Below are 18,154 nucleotides of genomic sequence, written 5' to 3'. Positions count from 1 at the left end.
TCGCTCAGACATTTGAAGGATAATTCGGGCTTTCCCGCGTGATCGTAACATCATGTGCATGGCTTTCCCGCAAACCGGCTCCGGAAATCTGCACAAATCTGGCCTTTTCCTGAAAATCAAGAATGTCCTTGCCGCCAACATAACCCATGGCAGCGCGCAAGCCGCCAGCCAATTGATGCAGCACGCTACCGAGCATTCCCTTATATGGAACCTGCCCCTCAATTCCTTCAGGTACCAGTTTCAGACTGTCACGGACTTCAGCCTGGAAATAGCGGTCGGCCGAGCCACGCGCCATCGCACCAACGGATCCCATGCCGCGGTAAGATTTATAGGATCTGCCCTGATGCAAGTAGACTTCACCCGGGCTTTCTTCTGTTCCGGCCAGAAGTGACCCAACCATGACTGAGCCCGCGCCGGCAGCAATGGCTTTTGCAAGATCCCCAGAGAACTTAATGCCGCCGTCTGCGACGACCGGGACGCCTTGTTTGCTGGCTTCCTCGACGGATTCCATGATTGCGGTCAATTGTGGAACGCCCACACCGGCAACAATCCTAGTCGTGCAGATTGAGCCCGGGCCAATACCGACTTTCACCGCATCAGCACCGGCGTCGATCAACGCTCGGGTTGCTTCCGAAGTCGCGACATTACCCGCAAGAACCTGAACGGAGTTGGACAGTTTCTTGACCTGTCCAACCATATCCAGAACCTTCTGGGAATGACCGTGAGCCGTGTCCACCACAAGCATGTCAACGCCTGCGTCGACCAAACGTTCTGCACGTGCAAAACCTTCTTCGCCAACGCTTGTTGCAGCAGCAACCCTCAGCCGCCCCTGATCATCCTTCGACGCATTGGGGTTGAGCTGCGCCTTTTCCATGTCTTTGACGGTGATCAGTCCTATGCAATTGCGGTTGTCGTCAACAACGAGAAGCTTTTCAATCCTGTTTTGATGCAACAAACGCTTGGCGTCTTCCTGACTGACGTTGTCGCTGACAGTGACCAGGTTTTCGCTTGTCATCAATTCGTGGATCTTCTGGTTCGGATTTGAAGCGAACCGGACGTCCCTGTTCGTTAGAATTCCCACAAGTTTGCCGGTGGACTGACCGCCAGAGCCCCCGTTTTCAACAACCGGGACACCCGATATCCCGAAACGTTTCATGAGATCCAGCGCTTCCTGCAACGAAGCGTCAGGCCCGATCACAAGCGGATTGACGACCATGCCGGATTCGAACTTCTTGACCATGCGGACTTCTTCAGCCTGCCGATCAAGAGACAAGTTGCGGTGAACGACACCGATGCCGCCGGCCTGCGCCATGGCGATTGCCAGCCGGCCTTCTGTGACGGTGTCCATTGCGGACGAAAGAATTGGAATATTCAGTTCCAGATCACGTGTAACCTTGGTTCTGAGGTCCACGTCACCAGGCATGACTTCAGAGTGGCCGGGTATCAGCAAAACATCGTCGAATGTCAGGGCTTGCTGTCCGGTCGACGGGACAAAGAATGATGCCATGGCCAATTCCCCTTTATGAAAAATAGCTGAAACACCGGCCGTTCTCGTTGAACGCCAGCATCGGTTGAGTCGCTTCGGCTGTGCCGGAGAAGTTGGCGCGGGTCAATAACACGCAGGTGACAGAATGAAAAGGGTCATACTGGATCCGAAGAATTATCCCCATCCAGTTCTGTCAAAAGGGCAGCAATCACTGCCTCGCGCAAATAATCATATTGCTGGGCGTTCGTGTCGGCCAGAGCCTCTTCCCTCGAGGCTGGAATGTCATCATAGACGATCGGATACTCGAACTGGCTTTGCGTAAAGTCGTATCGGTGCCCGTCGATCAAGTTGTAAAAGTGCCAAGAGAGGCCAAAGCGGGTTTTGACAATCCGGGCGTTCAAGATGTCATTTGCAACAAGGGCCGTAACACCACATTGACCGGCGGCAGGTACATCCACTGACCAGAGGGTACTGGATTCAAGGCTCCATGACTTTTGAAGGGCCCTTTTGAAGTCCTCTGTATTTGCCATTGATATGAACCCCGTACGAGCATTCAAGTCATACCTGTCTGCGCTTCAAAATTCGGTCATTCTAAGCAACGCATCAAGATTGGGGCTCGGGTTCCGTACCCCTAAATCCTTTTGCAATCACATATAGCTCCGGACTTTCCTTGCGGCTAGCAGGTGGTTTCAAATGCGCGACAGTCTTGAAGTCTCTTTTCAGATCTCGCAGGAGCGCATTTTCAGTGCCGCCCCTGAACACTTTCGCCAGAAATGATCCCCCTGGAACCAGATTTTGCCTCGCAAAATCGACAGCGATCTCGAACAGGTGTGTTGTACGCAGGTGATCGGTTTGCTTGTGACCTGTTGTCGGAGCTGCCATATCCGAAAGAACGACATCGGGTTTTTGCCCCCCAAGAGCTTCCATGAGCACTGCCGGTGCATCATCATCCAGGAAGTCTTTCTTCAGGAACGTCGCACCGCGAACATGGTCCATGTCCAGGTAATCGATCCCAACGACTTTGGGAGCCTCGATGCTTGATTGCACCCGCTGAGCCGCAACTTGACACCAGCCTCCAGGCGCAGACCCAAGGTCAACGACGCGGTATCCAGGCTTAAGCAGCTTATGTTTATCGTCAATTTCAATCAGCTTATAGGCAGCTCGGGATCTGTAGCCGTCGATCTTGGCGCGACGAACGTAGGGATCGTTCAATTGACGCTCCAACCAGCGCGTGGACGACTCCCGACGGCCAGCTGCGGTTTTCACCTTGACGTGGAGCCCGCGATCTCCGGATCCTTTTTTTGAACGGCTCATGCTCTGTTTCCTTGGCGGCCACGGTCGAAACGCGACCTCGATCTGCGACGCGCCCAAACTCCGTCGGCCGCCATCAACTCGGTCAGGATACCTTCGCGCAGGCCCCGGTCGGCAACTCGGAGCCTCGGGCAGGTCCAACGACGTCGAATTGCTTCTAAAATTGCACAGCCTGCCAGCACAAGATCTGCGCGATCTGCACCGATGCAAGGGTTCTCCATGCGCGCCTCATAAGGCATGTCGCGCAGCTCATCAATCATTCTGGAAACATCACTGTCATCGAGCCACGTTCCGTCGACCCGGCGCCGGTCATAGCGTTTGAGCCCGAGATGGACACCGGCCAGCGTCGTCACCGTGCCAGAGGTGCCGAGCATATGAACACGGCCGGAAGCGATTGCTTCAGTGAGATTGTTAGCAAGATTGAACGCAGCAAGGTGGTCGGCTGCGTCTTCAACCATCGCTTCGAATATATCTGGCGTGACATGAACACCACCGTGCCGTTCCGCCAAATTCACCACTCCAACCGGTAGTGAAATCCAGGACCGGATGAACCGTGTCAGCGCATAGCCACGAGCACCGCACCGATTGCGAAGATCGAGCCAGACAATTTCGGAAGATCCTCCTCCGATATCGAACAAGATGACACCATCGGCCTCATGGTCGACAAGCGACGCACATCCGGCAACTGCCAGACGCGCCTCCGTTTCCCTGTTGACCACCTCCAGAGCAAGGCCGGTTTCGGTCTTCACCCGGTCAATGAATTCGGATCCGTTTTCTGCCGCCCGGCACGCCTCAGTGGCAATCAATCTTGAGCGTGCAACACCGCGGTCAGAGAGTTTGCGATGACAATTCGCGAGTGCCTCAATTGCCCGGTCCATCGCCGCATCGCTCAGTCGCTTCTGCGAATCGACGCCTTCACCCAGTCGAACTATTCTTGAATAGGCATCGACAACACGAAATCCACGTTCTTCCGGCCTGGCAATCAAGAGCCGACAATTGTTTGTGCCGAGATCCAGCGCTGCATAAAGAGGGCTGCTGTTTTGTCCATGAGGTGCTTTGGGACGATATCCCTGAGGCCTTTTGGGTTTCTGAAACTCACCGGTTGCCGATGTGGCCCAATTGTCGGATTTTGCCTCAGATCTCTGCCTTGATTGTGGCTTCAGACTTTCCTCGGTTGGACCTGAGACATTTTGCGAGGTTACGTTGCTGGCACGATTGCCGCTGACTGCCTGTTGCTCAACACCTTGATTGTTGCGCGCCTGCCACCGTTTACGGCCACGCCGCCTCGCCGCTTTCTTGCCTTTTGGACTGGTGACCCCTTCCGCACCAGGTTGCGGTTGCGACGAAGAATGCGGGTTGAGAGCGTGTTGTTGCTGGTGTGTGCCGGAGGCCTGTTCGGTTTGAGATTTTGCACGACCGCGTCGACGCTTTCTGCGCCGTTTTTGTGTCGATGCCGAGTCTTCACCATCGGTCGATGGCCGCGCCTGATTGTCATGCGATGTACTGATGGATCCGGAGACAGCAAGGGTCGGGTTTTGTCCCTTCCCTTCAAATGACGCAGCCGCCACACCGTTTTGTGTGACGGGAGAGCCTTTTGCACCACTGCCAGAACGGCGCTTTCGACGCCTTCTACCCGTGGTCCGGAGCTCCGACGAAGCTCCGCTGTTCCCGGACTCATCAGGGATACCACGCCCGGAATCGGGCGGTTCCTGACCTGACTGAGTCACTTTTTGCCTTTCAGGTCGCCGCCGCAGCCGACATGGTTTCCATTGGCGCGGTTCGCAACCGTATCTTTCGTTGCAAAAACTGTAACAGGTTGATGGCGGATGGAAAAGCACTTACGAGACCGGAACCTATCGGAATGTCTCCGAGACCATGGTCCGGTCGAATTTTCAAAAAAGTCAAAAACGGGCCTTGCAATAAAGAATATGATGGATGTATATGCGGCTCACCTGTTCGAGGTGGAAACGTGTTCCACTCGAAACACATTGCTCACAAAGTGAGCCCGATTGGGGAATAGGTTAACGGTAGACCCACGGACTCTGACTCCGTTAGTCCTGGTTCGAATCCAGGTTCCCCAGCCAAACCATTCAAATATTTCAATGATTTAGCGCGCATTCGCCTGCTTCGGGAATCCCCCCACGCAGTACCCCCACAGAGGGTGGCTGATGCCCGATTATTTCTTCCGGGAAGGCTCCGGTTTTTCATTCCGCAGAAGGGTTCCAGAGCGACTGCAACCTCGAATTGGCCTCAAGGAAATTTACCGCACTTTAAAAACTTCCGTGCGTAGTGAAGCAAGAAGACGAGCAGCGGCTCTTTACCTTGTTTCTGAAAGGCTTTTCGACTTGGCCGAGGATTTTTCTCTGACGGATGAAGACATCCGCGCATCAGCTCGCCACTGGTTATCGAAGCCCAGTTGGCAGAGAAATATTACAGCGGTCCTGGATCAAATGACGCCCGCAGAATTGCGTTACGAGAGCGAAGACGTTCCCTATCGCCTTCTGACTCAGGGAAACGAAGGTTGGACCGCGGAACAAGAATGGGACCACGAGGCGTACGCGGCGCTTTCATCGGCCGGTTATCCAGGACCATTCGACAATCAGACGATTGCTCGAACTCTCGAGGTGCTCGTCTCCATGCTCACCGAGAGGGTGGAACGACGCATTCAAGAGGTTTTCCGTCCCGAAGAGATCGAGGCATCGTCTTCTCCATCTGATCCGAAACAACAGTCCACTCAGTCAACCGTCCAATTGAATACCCCAGAGGTGCTGAAGTACTCGACCGAATGGCAGAACGCACTAACCATGGGCTGGGGTGACCGGAAAGCAATCAGCTCTCATTCAGCCCGGCAGTACGGTGTAGCCGTGCGTCTGTTCAGCGAGATTATCGGCAACAAACGTGTCGGTGCAGTTTCTCGCGAGGACGCCGCCATTTTCCGTTCGCAGCTCCTCCGGCTACCTTCGACACATGGCAAAGGACGGGCTGTTCATGCCCTCAAAGCAATCGAGCAAGCCGATAAAACTGGCGCGGATCGCGCAACCATGAAAACCGTCAAACGGCATATGACGGCCATGAACGGTTATTGGGCATGGTTGACGCACCAACGCCATCTTCCGTACGGAGAAAGCCCTTTCTCAGGACATTCATTCCCGGGTACGAAATCAAGCAGCCGAGATCGGGATGACTGGTCAGCGGAAGGCCTCGATCGATTGTTCAGATCGGGGGATTACAGGACAGCATCAGCAGACAGCGCGTTGCATTGGCTTCCTTTGATTTCTTTACATTCAGGAATGAGATTGGAGGAAATCTGCCGCCTACGACCCAGCCATGACATTGCTACGCTGAACGGCATCCCCTGCTTTGTCATTCAGCGGCATCCGGACGGTTGGGATCCTAAAACAGAAGCCGGTGAGCGCAGAATTCCGATCCATTCTTGGCTTATCGAACACGGTCTTCTTGAGCTTGTAGAAAAGCGCCTTCAGGAGAACTCAAACAGACTTTTTCCCGGCATGGTACCGAACAGAGATAATAAACTTGGTGCCGAATTCAGTCGTGAATTTTCTCGACTGAAAACCGGCCTCGGTTTCGGCCGGAAAGTAGTCTTTCACTCCTTCAGGCATACCTTCAAGACCGTTCTGGCATCATCTGACTATCTAGAACGCCACATTAACTCGGTCATGGGCCATGAGGGGCTTCGGGGGGAAGGTGCGACCTACGAAAAAAGGATGACGGTATCCAAGCTCAAGGAAGTCGTTGAGGGTTTTGAAAGCCCCCTTCCCCTCGATTTCCTGAAAAGCCATTCCGACCCTTCCGGGTCTATTCCTTCCCCACGCTCTCTTCGTTCGCGGCGACGTCGGACGGAAGCGCGTGCCTGAATTCTTGAACGCACGCACCAGAGCGAGCCAGAGAAGTGATTACAAAGGGAACAAACTGTGCCGCGTGAAATCCAAGATCAAATGCGTTTGACCGACTTGAGCCTGACCGTCGATCTGATGGTTGAGGCATCGACAAATGTCGACGGCGCGCGCGACCGAATAGCTGCGCGCAACGGGATACAGAAATCGGTCATTACTGATCGAGTCAAAAGGATCGAAACGTTCCTCGGCGTCCAGCTTTTCGGCGGACCTCAACGCAAGGACTTGACGAACGCCGGGAAATTTATGGCCCGGTATGGACCGCGACTTATTTCTGAAATCGAAGATTTCACGCAATTGATCCGTGACGAAGCTGCGGAGCAATAAGCGCCCTCCATCGCCTTTCCGATGTTCCACACCTAGTTGGAGTTTTCACAAGTTAAACTTGTAGATGGGCGCCCGTTCTGGTCTCATTCCCACGGTTTGAGTCGGGGCATCCATGACAGGTTACACGCATTATCACAGTAAGTTCTTCGCCAATCGCATTACGCTTGAAGGAAGAAGCGACGAAGCGTTTGCGAAGTCATTGTCCACGGCGCGGGTGGAGATGAAGCCTCATCAGGTTGAAGCCGCGCGGTTTGCTTTGCACTCGCCGCTATCCAAGGGCGTCATCCTCGCCGACGAGGTCGGCCTCGGAAAGACCATCGAAGCCTGCCTCGTAATTGCTCAAAAATGGGCTGAGCGGAAACGCAACATACTGCTGATTGCTCCGGCATCATTGCGGACCCAATGGCAACAGGAATTGCAGGAAAAGTTCTCTCTCCCGAGTGTGATCCTTGATTCAAAGACATACCGGGACGCGGTCAAGGGTGGACAACAGCGCCCTTTCGAAAATTCCTCTGCCATTATCATTACTTCGTACCAATACGCCGCGCGCAACGCGGATGAGGTTCATCGTATCGGCTGGGATCTGGTCGTGATCGACGAAGCCCACCGCCTCCGGAATGTCTACAAACGCAACGTTGCGGCTCAGGCTAAGCGTCTTAAGGAAGCGCTGTCATCACGCTTCAAGGTTTTACTGACTGCCACCCCGTTGCAGAACACGCTCATGGAACTCTACGGCCTCGTTTCCATGATTGATGACCACTTCTTTGGAGACGAGCAGTCTTTCAGGGTTATGTACGGAAGAGCGACAGACAAGGCGTCGCTGCTCTCCCTTCGTCGCCGGATGGCGCCGCTTTATAAGAGACACCTGAGGCGCGACGTTCAGGCGGCAGGTCACGTGAACTACACGAACCGGCTGGCCGTCACGTTCGATTTCGAACCTTACAGTCTCGAAGAGCGACTCTACGAAGGTGTTTCCGCATACCTCCAGAACCCAGAATCTATCGCTTTCGGGTCAAAACCGAACCAGTTGGTCTTAATCGGCGCTCGGAAGACGCTTGGATCGTCTGTTGCCGCGATCATACTTTTCCTCGAGAACGTCATCGCCCGCTTGAAGCGCAATCTGGTCGCAGATGAATGTGTCGTCGAAGACATTGACGATACCGCTGAGGTTGCGGAAGAGATCGCAGATGACGCCGCTCTTGCCGGGGACGACAATAATTCGGGCCAGCAGGAAGACGCTGACGAGACGCCCGTTGTCGATCAGGCCAAACTGGCGGCGGAAATCGCGGAACTTGAGGGATATCTCGACCTCGCCAGGTCGATCGGAAACAACTCCAAGGGCGACAAGCTCCTCAAGCGTCTTCCGGAAGTGCTCGATGAGGTCGTCGCTCGTGGCGGCCAGCGAAAGGCTGTAATCTTCACCGAGTCCGTTCGCACCCAAAAATACCTTGCTGAAATCCTCTCCCAGAATGGCTACGCTGGCGAAGTTGTTCTTATGAATGGCTCCAACAGCGATCCGGAAAGCCAAAAAATCTACAAGGAATGGCTGACGGAAAAGGCTGGCACCGACGCTGTTTCCGGATCAAAAGCCGCCGACATGAAGAGTGCGATTGTCCACGCCTTCAAGTCAGACAAGAAAACGATCCTGATTGCGACAGAGTCCGGCGCCGAAGGCATCAACCTCCAGTTCTGCTCCCTTCTCATCAACTTCGATCTTCCGTGGAACCCTCAGCGTGTTGAACAGCGGATCGGACGTTGCCATCGGTATGGACAGAAGATCGACGTCACCGTCGTGAACATGCTGAACCGCAAGAACCGCGCGGAACAGCGGATCTACGAGCTGCTGAGCAACAAGTTCAGATTGTTCGAAGGCCTGTTCGGTGCAAGTGACCAAGTCCTTGGCGCTATTGAGTCCGGGATCGACTTCGAGAAGAAGATCCTTTCCGTCGTTCAGGCATGTCGAACCGAGACCGAAGTGAACGAGGCGTTCCAGCGGCTGGAAGTCGAACTGGAAGATCAGATCAAGGCCGACATGGCGGAGACCCGACAACAGCTCTTCGATCTATTTGACGCCTCGATCGTCGACATGCTCCGGCAGAGGGGCGGCGAAATCGAACGAACCATGTCGGAGTTCGAAAGGAGACTGTGGCTTCTCGCCCGCGCCGAATTGCCGGGATCGACATTCCGAAACGATGACATTCCGAGCTTTGATCATGGGGGAAAGACTTGGTCGACCGTTTGGCCTGAGGCAGATCAACGCGGCTGGCAATTCTTTCGCCTAGGCGACGGCACGCTCGCCGACGAACTTGTTCGGGAAACGATGGCTCGCTCCCTTCCGGACGCGAAGCTTACTTTCAACTATCAGGGTTATCGCGATGAGGGCCAGCCGAGGCTGTCCGATCTGGAAGCTTATCTCGGGAAAGCGGGTTGGTTGCGAGTATCCCTGTTGAAGGCTGAAACGGCCATGGGATCGCGCGATAGCGTGGTTCTCGCCGCTGTTACAGATGACGGCTCCATCGTGGCGCAGGATACGGCTGAACGGCTGTTCCAGCTGCCCGCGTTCGTTGGCGACATCGACAACACCTATCCGGCTGACCAGATGGCGGCAATTGACCGGATCGCCCTCGCCGAGGCGGAAAAGCTTGCCGAGGAGGAGAACCGGAAGTGGCTCGATGAGGAAACGGAGAAGCTCGAGGCTTATGCCGAGGATCTTGAAAGGGCCAACGATCTCCGGGTCAAGGAATTGGACATCGAAGCGCGCGCGGCCCGCAAGGCCCTACGAAGTAATCAAGCTATTCCCCTGGGCGAGAAATTGACCGAGGAACGGCGGATCAAGAAGCTCGAGGAGGAACGGGACGAACTCAAACTGTCCACGTTCAAGACCCTCCGTGAGATCCGCCAAGAAGTCGACACCAAGCTGGACGAGGTCGCCGCCAAGCTGGCGATCACCCCGAATGTTACACCGGTGATGACGATCCGGTGGGAGATTGAAGCATGAGTAAGAAGACGCGTCTTGAGCTGACCTGGATCGGAAAGAACGACGCTCACAAGCTTGAACCTCGAATTCTAGTAGAAGATGAAACCCTCTCCTACCATGCTGCTGTTCGGCATTCCGAATTCGACCAGTTTCAGAACTTACTCATTCACGCAGATAACTTACTTGCCTTGAAGGCCCTTGAAGCCGACTTCGAAAGACAGATTAAGTGCGTATATATCGACCCTCCGTTCAATACACAGCAGGCATTTGAGCATTACGAAGATGGCCTCGAGCATTCCTTGTGGCTTTCGCTCATGCGGGATCGCTTGCAATTAATTCATAGATTGTTGTCTGATGATGGGACGCTTTTTCTTCACATCGACGATAATGAGCTTGCTTACATTATAGCTGTCGCAGATGAAATTTTTGGAAGAAGCAATCGGATTTCAATCGTAACATTTAAACAAGGCGCGGCAACTGGACACAAATCGATCAATCCGGGCGTAGTAACGAATTCGAACTTCGTTCTAATTTATTCAAAAGATAAATCTAAATGGACGCCAAATCGCATTTTTACTGCTCGTTCAGATCGAGACAAGAGATACAATCAGTTTATTGAGAATATAGACGACCATTATTCAACATGGCGTTTTATTACGCTCACGCGAGCTTTCGCGCAATCGCTTGATCTTCCAGAGCGTGGCCTGAAAAAAGCTCTAGGTTCTGACTTTGAGGAAAAAGTCACCGACTTCGTACACAAAAATGCAAAGTCAGTAGTTCGCCTCGCAAGACCAGACTACAACGCGGTGAGCGCTGCCGCACGTACGCTAATTGACGAAACGAAAAGCAAGCGCAACGAAGTTAAATTGCTCGAACGCGACAATCTTTCCGATATGTATTTTTTTAATGGAGAGAGAATACTTTTTTATACTACAAAACTCAAGTTAATCGACGGAGAATACATAGCCGGTGAGCCCCTGACGACAATCTGGGATGATTTGCTTTCGAACAATCTCCATAACGAGGGTGGGGTCAAATTTCCAAAAGGCAAGAAACCCGAAGCATTGTTAAAAAGATGCATTGAACTTGCTTCCTCTCCGGGAGACATTGTGCTCGACTCCTTTGCCGGTTCAGGAACGACAGGCGCCGTTGCCCATAAAATGGGTCGAAGATGGATCATGGTTGAGTTGGGCGATCATGCAACGACGCACATCATTCCTCGTATACAATCTGTCATCGACGGAAAGGACGCCAGCGGGATAACCGCAGCCGCTAATTGGAAAGGTGGTGGAGGATTTAGGTTCTATCACCTTGCGCCGTCTTTACTTACAAAAGACCGCTTTGGAAACTGGATCATATCCCAAGAGTATAATCCAGCCATGTTAGCAGAGGCGTTGTGTAAGCATCTCGGATTTACCTATGCCCCTAGTCAAGACCCCGGGGAATATTGGAGGCATGGACACTCCACCGAGACCGACTTCATCTATGTCACAACCCAGTCTCTAACCTACGACGCTCTTAAAAAACTGTCTGAAGAATTGGGGCCGAAGCGAACCCTCCTTGTCTGTTGCAAGGCATTCAATGCGAACGAGGACAGTTTTCCAAATCTAACGATCAAGAAAATTCCGCATTCGATCCTCGCGAAGTGCGAATGGGGCCGTGACGATTATTCTCTCCGGATTGCAGACCTTCCATTGATTGAAAGCGAAGACGCAATGGAGGTAACGGAGGACGACGTACCCTACAGCGATCATAAGGAACCAAAGACGGCACTACCCCTCTTCGAATTGGGAGGTGAAGAATGATGTTGCAGAGACAGCTAAGCCAGATCAAGGCGCGTCTTTCCCTACGGACACCGCAGGCCGAGGCACTCGATATTCTCGCTGACGTGCTGGATACCATCGAATTTTCGAAAGACGTCGATCTCGTCACAACCTTGGATGCCATCAGGGCGACCTATCCGAGCCTATCCGATTTTGAACGGGAGTTTCCGTCCCTGTGTTTCGCGCTGGCAACGGGCGTCGGCAAAACCCGATTGATGGGCGCCTTCATCGCCTACTTGTATCTCACAGGACGTTCAAAGCACTTTTTTATCCTCGCCCCCAACACAACGATCTACGAGAAACTGGTTGCCGATTTCAGCCAACAGAATTCGCCGAAATATGTGTTCCGGGGCATAGCCGAATTCGCCCAAGTCCCTCCCCTTGTCGAGACAGGAGACAACTGGGAACGAGGCTACGCCGTGCGTGGGGACCTGCTGGGCGACACGGCAATCGTCTTCATTTTCAATGTCGACAAGATCAACAAGGAAGCCGGCCGGATTCGAAAGCTGCACGAATATATCGGCGAGAGCTATTTCGACTATCTTTCAGGTCTTCCCGATCTCGTGCTCTTGATGGACGAGGCTCATCGGTACCGAGCCAAAGCCGGAATGACGGCGATCGCCGAACTCAAACCCGTTATAGGCCTCGAATTGACCGCGACGCCGCGTTCTGTCGGCGCCCGATCCGCTCTGTTCAAGAATGTGATCTACGACTACCCCTTGGGACAGGCGATGGAGGATGGCTACGTCAAAGACCCTGCCGTCGCCACCCGTGAAGGATTCCGGGCTGACAGCATCAGTCCGGAACAGCTCGAACGGATGAAACTGGAAGACGGCATCCATTGCCACGAGCATACGAAGGCTGAACTTGCAATCTATTCCCAACAGACTGGCCGCAAGCTAGTCCATCCCTTCATGCTCGTTGTCGCCCAAGACACGGCCCATGCCGGAGAGATCCGGAAGTACGTGGAGTCCGACGAGTTTTTTCAGGGACGATACCGCGGACGCGTCATTGAAGTGCATTCCGGCACGCGCGGCGAAGAGACGGAGGAAGCGACCACCAAACTCGTCGCCTTGGAACATGACGCGGAAACCGACATCGTCATTCACGTCAACAAGCTGAAAGAAGGATGGGACGTCACGAACCTATATACGATCGTGCCCCTCCGCGCTTCTGCGTCGGACATCCTTACGGAACAAACATTGGGACGTGGTCTTCGTCTTCCTTATGGCCGCCGAACCGGAGTGGAGGCGGTGGACCGCCTGACGGTCATTGCCCATGATCGTTTTGACGACGTCATCAAGGCCGCGCGCGATCCAGAATCGCTGATTTCGATCCGCAAGACCGTTATCGTTGGCGGCAGCGGCGATGTCTCCGACGAAGGCGCCCATGTCGTCGCCGCTCCTTCGAATGTCGAAACGATGTTGACCGGAGGGGCTGGTACGTTCGGAGAATCCGAACAAACACCCTATACGTTCGACAGCGACGAAGAACGGCAGGTCGCCCGCGTCACCTGGGACGTCATCGAGCGAGAGTTCGAGCGGAAAATCAAGACGGGGATCGACAAGCTCGACACGCCCGAAGTTCAGGCCGAAATCACGCGTATTGTCAAAGAGGTGATGGCTCCGGAACAGGGAACGTTCGAAACATTCGAACAAAAAACCGACGTGGCCGCCACTGTCGCCAAGGTGACGAAACAACTCGTCACCTATACGATTTCAATTCCGGAAATCGTGGTTCTCCCGACAAGCGAAGTGAACTTCGGATATCACGACTTCGATCTTTCGAATCTCGAAACAATCGCCAAGCAACCGTTGGCAGATCAGATCATGGTTCAGAGGCTTCGCGACGAGTCCCGCGCATTTCTTGCAAGGACGGTCGAGAATGCCAAGGAAGACCGTCCCGAAAACTATCTGGTGCGGCACCTGATGGACTTGCCGCAGATCGACTACGAGACCCAGAGCGAGCTTCTTTTCAAACTGGCTGGACAAATGGTGCGACGCCTGGAGTCCTACCTCCCCTCATCTGACGATGTTGAGAACGTGTTGGTGGTCCACGGAAAGGACCTTGCCCGCTTCATATTCGAGCAGATGAAAACGCACTACTGGGAAAGCCCGACCGATTACCGCGCGAGCGTGTCTCGCGGCTTCGTAATGCTCAAACCGCAAGCCTACAACGTCCCGAGTACTGCATTCGTTCGAAATTTCCGAACGTCTGTGAACCCGTTGAAGGACATGCCCAAATACGTCTTCGAAGGGTTCTCCAAGTGCTGCTATCCATATCAGAAATTCCATTCCGACCAGGAACGGGAATTTGCCGTTATCCTTGAGGCTCCGAGCGAAACGGCCGTTCAACGATGGATGAAACCGGGCGTCGGCCAGTTCCGGATCGAATACGCCGCAGGACAGTCATACGAACCCGACTTCGTCGTCGAGACCGACAAGGAAAAATTCATTGTCGAGATCAAGGCGAAGAACGAAATGGCCGACCCGGTTGTTCAAGCCAAGGCCAAGGCGGCCCGGAAGTGGGTCTACCATGCCAACAATCACGCGAAAGAGACTGGCGGGAAGCCATGGACCTACGTCCTTATCCCGCATGACGCGGTTCAACCCAGCGCAACGCTGACATCGCTCGCGGCATCATATTCGCAGGCCGGAGAGCTGCTCGACTGATCAAAATGATGGTGGCGCCAAACTCGAACTGGCGTTGAAGGGGGGATTTGTTGCTGGAACTTGCGATAGCGACCGAATTTGTCCGACCGGTATTAAGCGGTAGAACCGAGCCTGGTCTCCTGATTTGTGAGGATCAAGCAGGGGAATCCGTTGATCTGTTCTGCAAGGTATCCGCAGGCTGCGATCAAGGCGTATCCAGCTTGGCCCGTGAAGTTGTTGGCGCCTGCCTGGCTGCCGATCTGAGGCTTCCGATCCCTCGTCCGTACCGCGTGGAAATATCGAGAGATTTCGCGGCTGTGGTTACCGACGATCGCTTCCGGACGAAGTTGAACAACAGTTCCGAGATCGGATTTGGTTCGTTGAAAGTTCCAAATCAATTTGCCGCCTGGGCCAAAGGAAATACGATTCCGGACATAATGGTGCCAGAAGCTGCCGCCATATTCATGTTCGACGCCATCATTCAGAATCCTGACAGGCGCGACGGGAATCCCAACTGTATGGTTCGCGGTACGGATCTTCGGATTTTCGATCATGAACTCGCGTTTAATGCCGGTCTGATAATCGGCTGGGTTCCGCCTTGGAACCCAGGTGGCTTAAATTGGATTGATAGACCGGGTGCCCATATTTTCCTTCAGGGCCTCAAAGGACGGGCTATAGATTATAAACCTATCAAGGATTGCTGGAGTAGCTTGTCTGATGAGAGGATTCTGGAGTATCGGGATGCTGTTCCGAATGTCTGGGCCGGAGTGGGGCCCGCAGTCGATGCAGCGTTGCAGCTCATCAGGGGTGCGCGAGATAATATCGATGGCTGCTTGAATGAAATGCGGAGGGTTTTGGCATGAGTGACCGCCAGCCATATAGCTTTATCGTTCTGCGATATGTTCACGACGTCATGACGAGCGAATTCGTCAATGTCGGAGTGATCCTGCACGTCCCCTCCCATGGTGCGTTGAAGTGGCGAACCCGGAAGACGATTGGTCGGATCAAGAGTGTGTTTCCAGATCTCGACCGAGAGGCATTTGTCTCGGCGATGAGAACCGTTGAGCGCGGAATGAAGCTCGCGGCGAAGGACATTCAAAAAGAAGCGCTGTTCCAGCAGAAGAACGTGGTTTCGGTATACGCGAAGTCCGTCATCCCTCATGACGATAGCTCGCTCCAATGGTCATCGGTCGGATCTGGTCTCACGGATAATCCGGAGAAGACTTTCGAGCGGATTTACGAACGATTTGTTGGCCGTTACGACGTCAATCAACGTTCCCGGAAGACGGATGAAGACATCTGGCGCCCAGTACGGACTCTCTTGGCCGAGCGTAACCTGAATATCTCTTTGGAGAAAAAAACCGTTTCCGGCAAGACAGATAGCATCGAGTTCAAGCATGCTTGGAAAAATGGACGTTGGCATGCGTATGAGCCGCTATCATTGGACCTCGCTGACGCAGAAGGCATCAAGGACAAGGTACGGCGCTGGCGCGGCCACCTCGCCGCTGTCGCTGAGGATACGACGGAACCCTTGAAGCTGCATTTTCTTGTCGGCGCTCCTGAAAACAATCAGTTGATGCCAGCATATCAGAATGCCTTGGAGATCTTACGTGGCTCACCATTTCAGCCGGAGATTTTTGAGGAGTCGCAGGTTACCGATCTGGTGGACGAGATCGAAGACGAAGTGCGCGAGCACATACATAATGAGTAATTCTGCGGCCCACTAAAAGGCAGCTTTGAATCGTGCCGAAGGGCTCCGAAAATCAGGCGTTTCCACTTTGCTTTAACCACAACGCACCGTACTCTGCGGTACGCGTTGACGGTATCGCCGCCGGCAATCACCATAAGGGCATACACCCGACATTTGCGGCACTTGGAGCACGCGCCGGGCAACGAGGACGGAATGATTTTCAATTGCGAAAACATGGCCGTTGACCTGCTGTTGAAGGTTGACGCTGGTTGAGCCCGAGGCTTGGCATAAAGCCAAGCCAAACCAGCACCGATCTGAAAAAAAATTGTCAACAATTAGATGAGCCAGAGACCGATGAGCACGTCGGATACGATCGTGACCGTCCTCTGAGCTTCCGGTGGAAAGCGGACTACAAGTAGCTTTCAGATGTTCTCGATCTTCCGAAGTGCCCAAACCGCAGAGCCGAAAAGGCCATGGCATCCATCGCCTATGATGCCGCGCTTGCTGCCAAGGAAGCACCTTTCCAGCGCACATCGTACAGCCGCCGGAAGAAGTTCTACGAACCTGTAAGCCGATATTGGGGGACGGAGTATGGCTACTCCACCGTCGTGCATTCGGTCGATGCATTGGTAGAGGCTGGTCTGCTGGTTGAACACGACAGGAGGCCGCCCAAACCGAATGGAAACGGCATCCAGAGTTCCTACATGCCTGCTCCCTTCCTTCGCGACCTCGATCTTCCAGAAGCGGACTGCAAGGTCGGCGAATTGATGCGATTGAAGGATGCCGACGGAAAGCTGGTTTCCTATCGAGAGACTGATCGGATTGCCAGGGAACGAAAGTTTCTGGAGAAATTCAACAGACATATTGCCGAAGCGGACATCCGCTTGAACGCAGGCGTGCCAGACGGCCGGATGATCCGCTTTCCTGGGCACGCGGTCTATCCTGATTTTGATGAGCTCTATCGAGTTTATAACGGCGGCTGGTCATCTGGTGGAAGGTTTTACGGTGGATGGTGGCAACAGGTTCGCTCATGCGACCGGATCCACTTCCTGATTGATGGGGCACCCACTTGCGAACTTGATTTCGAAATGCTCCACCCGCGCCTTGTTTATGCCATGTCAGGTCATTCACTCGAAAGCGATGCATATACGATCGATGGGTGGGATCGTAGCTCGTGTAAACGGGCGTTCAACATCCTGCTGAACGCAGGCAGCTACGAGAGCGCCGTCGGTGCAATCCAGCCCCATGTAGGCGGCGACAAATCGACCGCCAGACAATTGGTGAAAGCCATCAAGCAGCGGCATAGGCGGATCGAGCGCTTCTTCCATTCGGGAGCAGGGTTGCGGCTTCAGAACGTTGATGCGGAAATTGCCAAGAGCGTCCTACGAGAAATGACCGTTAAGAACGGCATTACCGCCCTGCCGATCCATGATTCATTCATTGTACGGCAAGACCAGAAGGACAGGTTGATGGAAGAGATGGATAAGGCCTATTCCAGAGTCACAAGCAACGCCGGGATTAAAACAACTACGTCAATGGGTTATCGAAAAACTGACCCACATATGGCAGCTGGGACCCAAGGGGACAGTGGCGGCGTGTCCATCAGACCTACGGCCAATGATCAATCTGCTGGTAGGGATCTTGAGACTACGGTTCCTTCCGGAAATACGGGTCTATCTGCCAAGCCTTCTGGTGCTGGGGTTTCTTCTGGTTCGGCATTTGCTCTGTTGGATCCTACGCGTTCGGCACGTGAAGATACAGTCATACGGTCTGTACAAGAACCCAATACGGTCTCGGTTCAGCGGCCTCGGCGACCCGTTCCAAGGCCAGCCTTTCTGTTCCCTGAAGACAACACGTACGGACAAAGGAGGAGCTTAAAGCATCTTGCGGATCAGCCGCTCAAGAAGCGGAGAACAATCGAACAGATTCCGACGGTCAGAAAGACCACAAAGGGAAAATCCCAGAACTCCTGACG

12 protein-coding genes and 1 tRNA gene are annotated in these 18,154 nt (G+C 53.7%); 9 read left to right on the top strand and 4 right to left on the bottom strand.

All coding sequences use genetic code 11. The features are described from left to right. Nucleotides 1-4 precede the first annotated feature (4 nt). The 4 genes from guaB to Q0835_RS16225 form a co-directional block, all read right to left on the bottom strand. Nucleotides 5-1,507, bottom strand: coding sequence for an IMP dehydrogenase (gene guaB / locus Q0835_RS16240; RefSeq protein ID WP_298815463.1), 1,503 nt, complete (start codon nucleotides 1,505-1,507; stop codon nucleotides 5-7). A gap of 134 nt (nucleotides 1,508-1,641) precedes the next feature. After that, on the bottom strand, nucleotides 1,642-2,016 hold the full coding sequence (locus Q0835_RS16235) for a hypothetical protein (protein ID WP_298962968.1): 375 nt from the start codon (nucleotides 2,014-2,016) through the stop codon (nucleotides 1,642-1,644). A gap of 73 nt (nucleotides 2,017-2,089) precedes the next feature. Then, a complete protein-coding gene (locus Q0835_RS16230; protein ID WP_298962966.1) occupies nucleotides 2,090-2,800 on the bottom strand; it encodes an RlmE family RNA methyltransferase in 711 nt (236 codons plus the stop codon). Continuing rightward, nucleotides 2,797-4,524, bottom strand: a complete 1,728-nt coding sequence (locus Q0835_RS16225) for an exopolyphosphatase (RefSeq protein ID WP_298962963.1) — start codon at nucleotides 4,522-4,524, stop codon at nucleotides 2,797-2,799. Before Q0835_RS16225 ends, Q0835_RS16230 begins: the two co-directional genes overlap by 4 nt. A gap of 283 nt (nucleotides 4,525-4,807) precedes the next feature. Between Q0835_RS16225 and Q0835_RS16220 the strand changes: the two genes are divergently transcribed. The 9 genes from Q0835_RS16220 (at nucleotide 4,808) to Q0835_RS16180 (ending at nucleotide 18,152) form a co-directional block, all read left to right on the top strand. Further along, nucleotides 4,808-4,881: transfer RNA gene (locus Q0835_RS16220), tRNA-Gln, on the top strand. Between the two features lie 84 nt (nucleotides 4,882-4,965). Further along, nucleotides 4,966-6,672, top strand: a complete 1,707-nt coding sequence (locus tag Q0835_RS16215; protein ID WP_298962961.1) for a site-specific integrase — start codon at nucleotides 4,966-4,968, stop codon at nucleotides 6,670-6,672. A 57-nt stretch (nucleotides 6,673-6,729) separates the two neighbouring features. Then, nucleotides 6,730-7,038: a LysR family transcriptional regulator gene (locus Q0835_RS16210; protein WP_298962960.1), complete on the top strand. Its 309-nt coding sequence runs from the start codon at nucleotides 6,730-6,732 to the stop codon at nucleotides 7,036-7,038. 112 nt (nucleotides 7,039-7,150) lie between these two features. After that, nucleotides 7,151-10,036 carry an SNF2-related protein gene (locus Q0835_RS16205; protein WP_298962958.1) on the top strand — a complete coding sequence of 962 codons (2,886 nt, stop codon included), beginning with the start codon at nucleotides 7,151-7,153 and terminating at the stop codon, nucleotides 10,034-10,036. Then, complete coding sequence (locus Q0835_RS16200) at nucleotides 10,033-11,820, top strand: site-specific DNA-methyltransferase (RefSeq protein WP_298962956.1); 1,788 nt, start codon at nucleotides 10,033-10,035, stop codon at nucleotides 11,818-11,820. Before Q0835_RS16205 ends, Q0835_RS16200 begins: the two co-directional genes overlap by 4 nt. Then, nucleotides 11,817-14,510: a DEAD/DEAH box helicase family protein gene (locus tag Q0835_RS16195; RefSeq protein ID WP_366142350.1), complete on the top strand. Its 2,694-nt coding sequence runs from the start codon at nucleotides 11,817-11,819 to the stop codon at nucleotides 14,508-14,510. The genes Q0835_RS16200 and Q0835_RS16195 overlap by 4 nt, the downstream gene beginning before the upstream one ends. A gap of 50 nt (nucleotides 14,511-14,560) precedes the next feature. Next, nucleotides 14,561-15,352, top strand: coding sequence for a HipA family kinase (locus Q0835_RS16190; RefSeq protein WP_298962954.1), 792 nt, complete (start codon nucleotides 14,561-14,563; stop codon nucleotides 15,350-15,352). Then, nucleotides 15,349-16,200, top strand: coding sequence for a DUF3037 domain-containing protein (locus Q0835_RS16185; protein ID WP_298962952.1), 852 nt, complete (start codon nucleotides 15,349-15,351; stop codon nucleotides 16,198-16,200). The genes Q0835_RS16190 and Q0835_RS16185 overlap by 4 nt, the downstream gene beginning before the upstream one ends. Nucleotides 16,201-16,652: 452 nt before the next feature. Next, on the top strand, nucleotides 16,653-18,152 hold the full coding sequence (locus Q0835_RS16180; protein ID WP_298962950.1) for a hypothetical protein: 1,500 nt from the start codon (nucleotides 16,653-16,655) through the stop codon (nucleotides 18,150-18,152). The last annotated feature ends 2 nt before the right edge of the window (nucleotides 18,153-18,154 follow it).

It is taken from the genome of uncultured Roseibium sp. (assembly GCF_947499295.1).
Taxonomy (GTDB): Bacteria; Pseudomonadota; Alphaproteobacteria; order Rhizobiales; family Stappiaceae; genus Roseibium.
The sequence above is the reverse complement of the archived record's forward strand: the minus strand, read 5'-3'. Positions and strand labels throughout refer to the sequence as shown.

Excerpts from the sequence above, each read along its gene's own strand:
- Q0835_RS16205 (WP_298962958.1), top strand. The coding sequence starts at position 7,151 with ATGACAGGTTACACGCATTATCACAGTAAGTTCTTCGCCAATCGCATT.
- Q0835_RS16215 (WP_298962961.1), top strand. The coding sequence starts at position 4,966 with ATGCCCGATTATTTCTTCCGGGAAGGCTCCGGTTTTTCATTCCGCAGA.
- Q0835_RS16235 (WP_298962968.1), bottom strand. The coding sequence starts at position 2,016 with ATGGCAAATACAGAGGACTTCAAAAGGGCCCTTCAAAAGTCATGGAGC.
- guaB (WP_298815463.1), bottom strand. The coding sequence starts at position 1,507 with ATGGCATCATTCTTTGTCCCGTCGACCGGACAGCAAGCCCTGACATTC.
- Q0835_RS16200 (WP_298962956.1), top strand. The coding sequence starts at position 10,033 with ATGAGTAAGAAGACGCGTCTTGAGCTGACCTGGATCGGAAAGAACGAC.
- Q0835_RS16180 (WP_298962950.1), top strand. The coding sequence starts at position 16,653 with ATGGCATCCATCGCCTATGATGCCGCGCTTGCTGCCAAGGAAGCACCT.
- Q0835_RS16195 (WP_366142350.1), top strand. The coding sequence starts at position 11,817 with ATGATGTTGCAGAGACAGCTAAGCCAGATCAAGGCGCGTCTTTCCCTA.
- Q0835_RS16230 (WP_298962966.1), bottom strand. The coding sequence starts at position 2,800 with ATGAGCCGTTCAAAAAAAGGATCCGGAGATCGCGGGCTCCACGTCAAG.
- Q0835_RS16185 (WP_298962952.1), top strand. The coding sequence starts at position 15,349 with ATGAGTGACCGCCAGCCATATAGCTTTATCGTTCTGCGATATGTTCAC.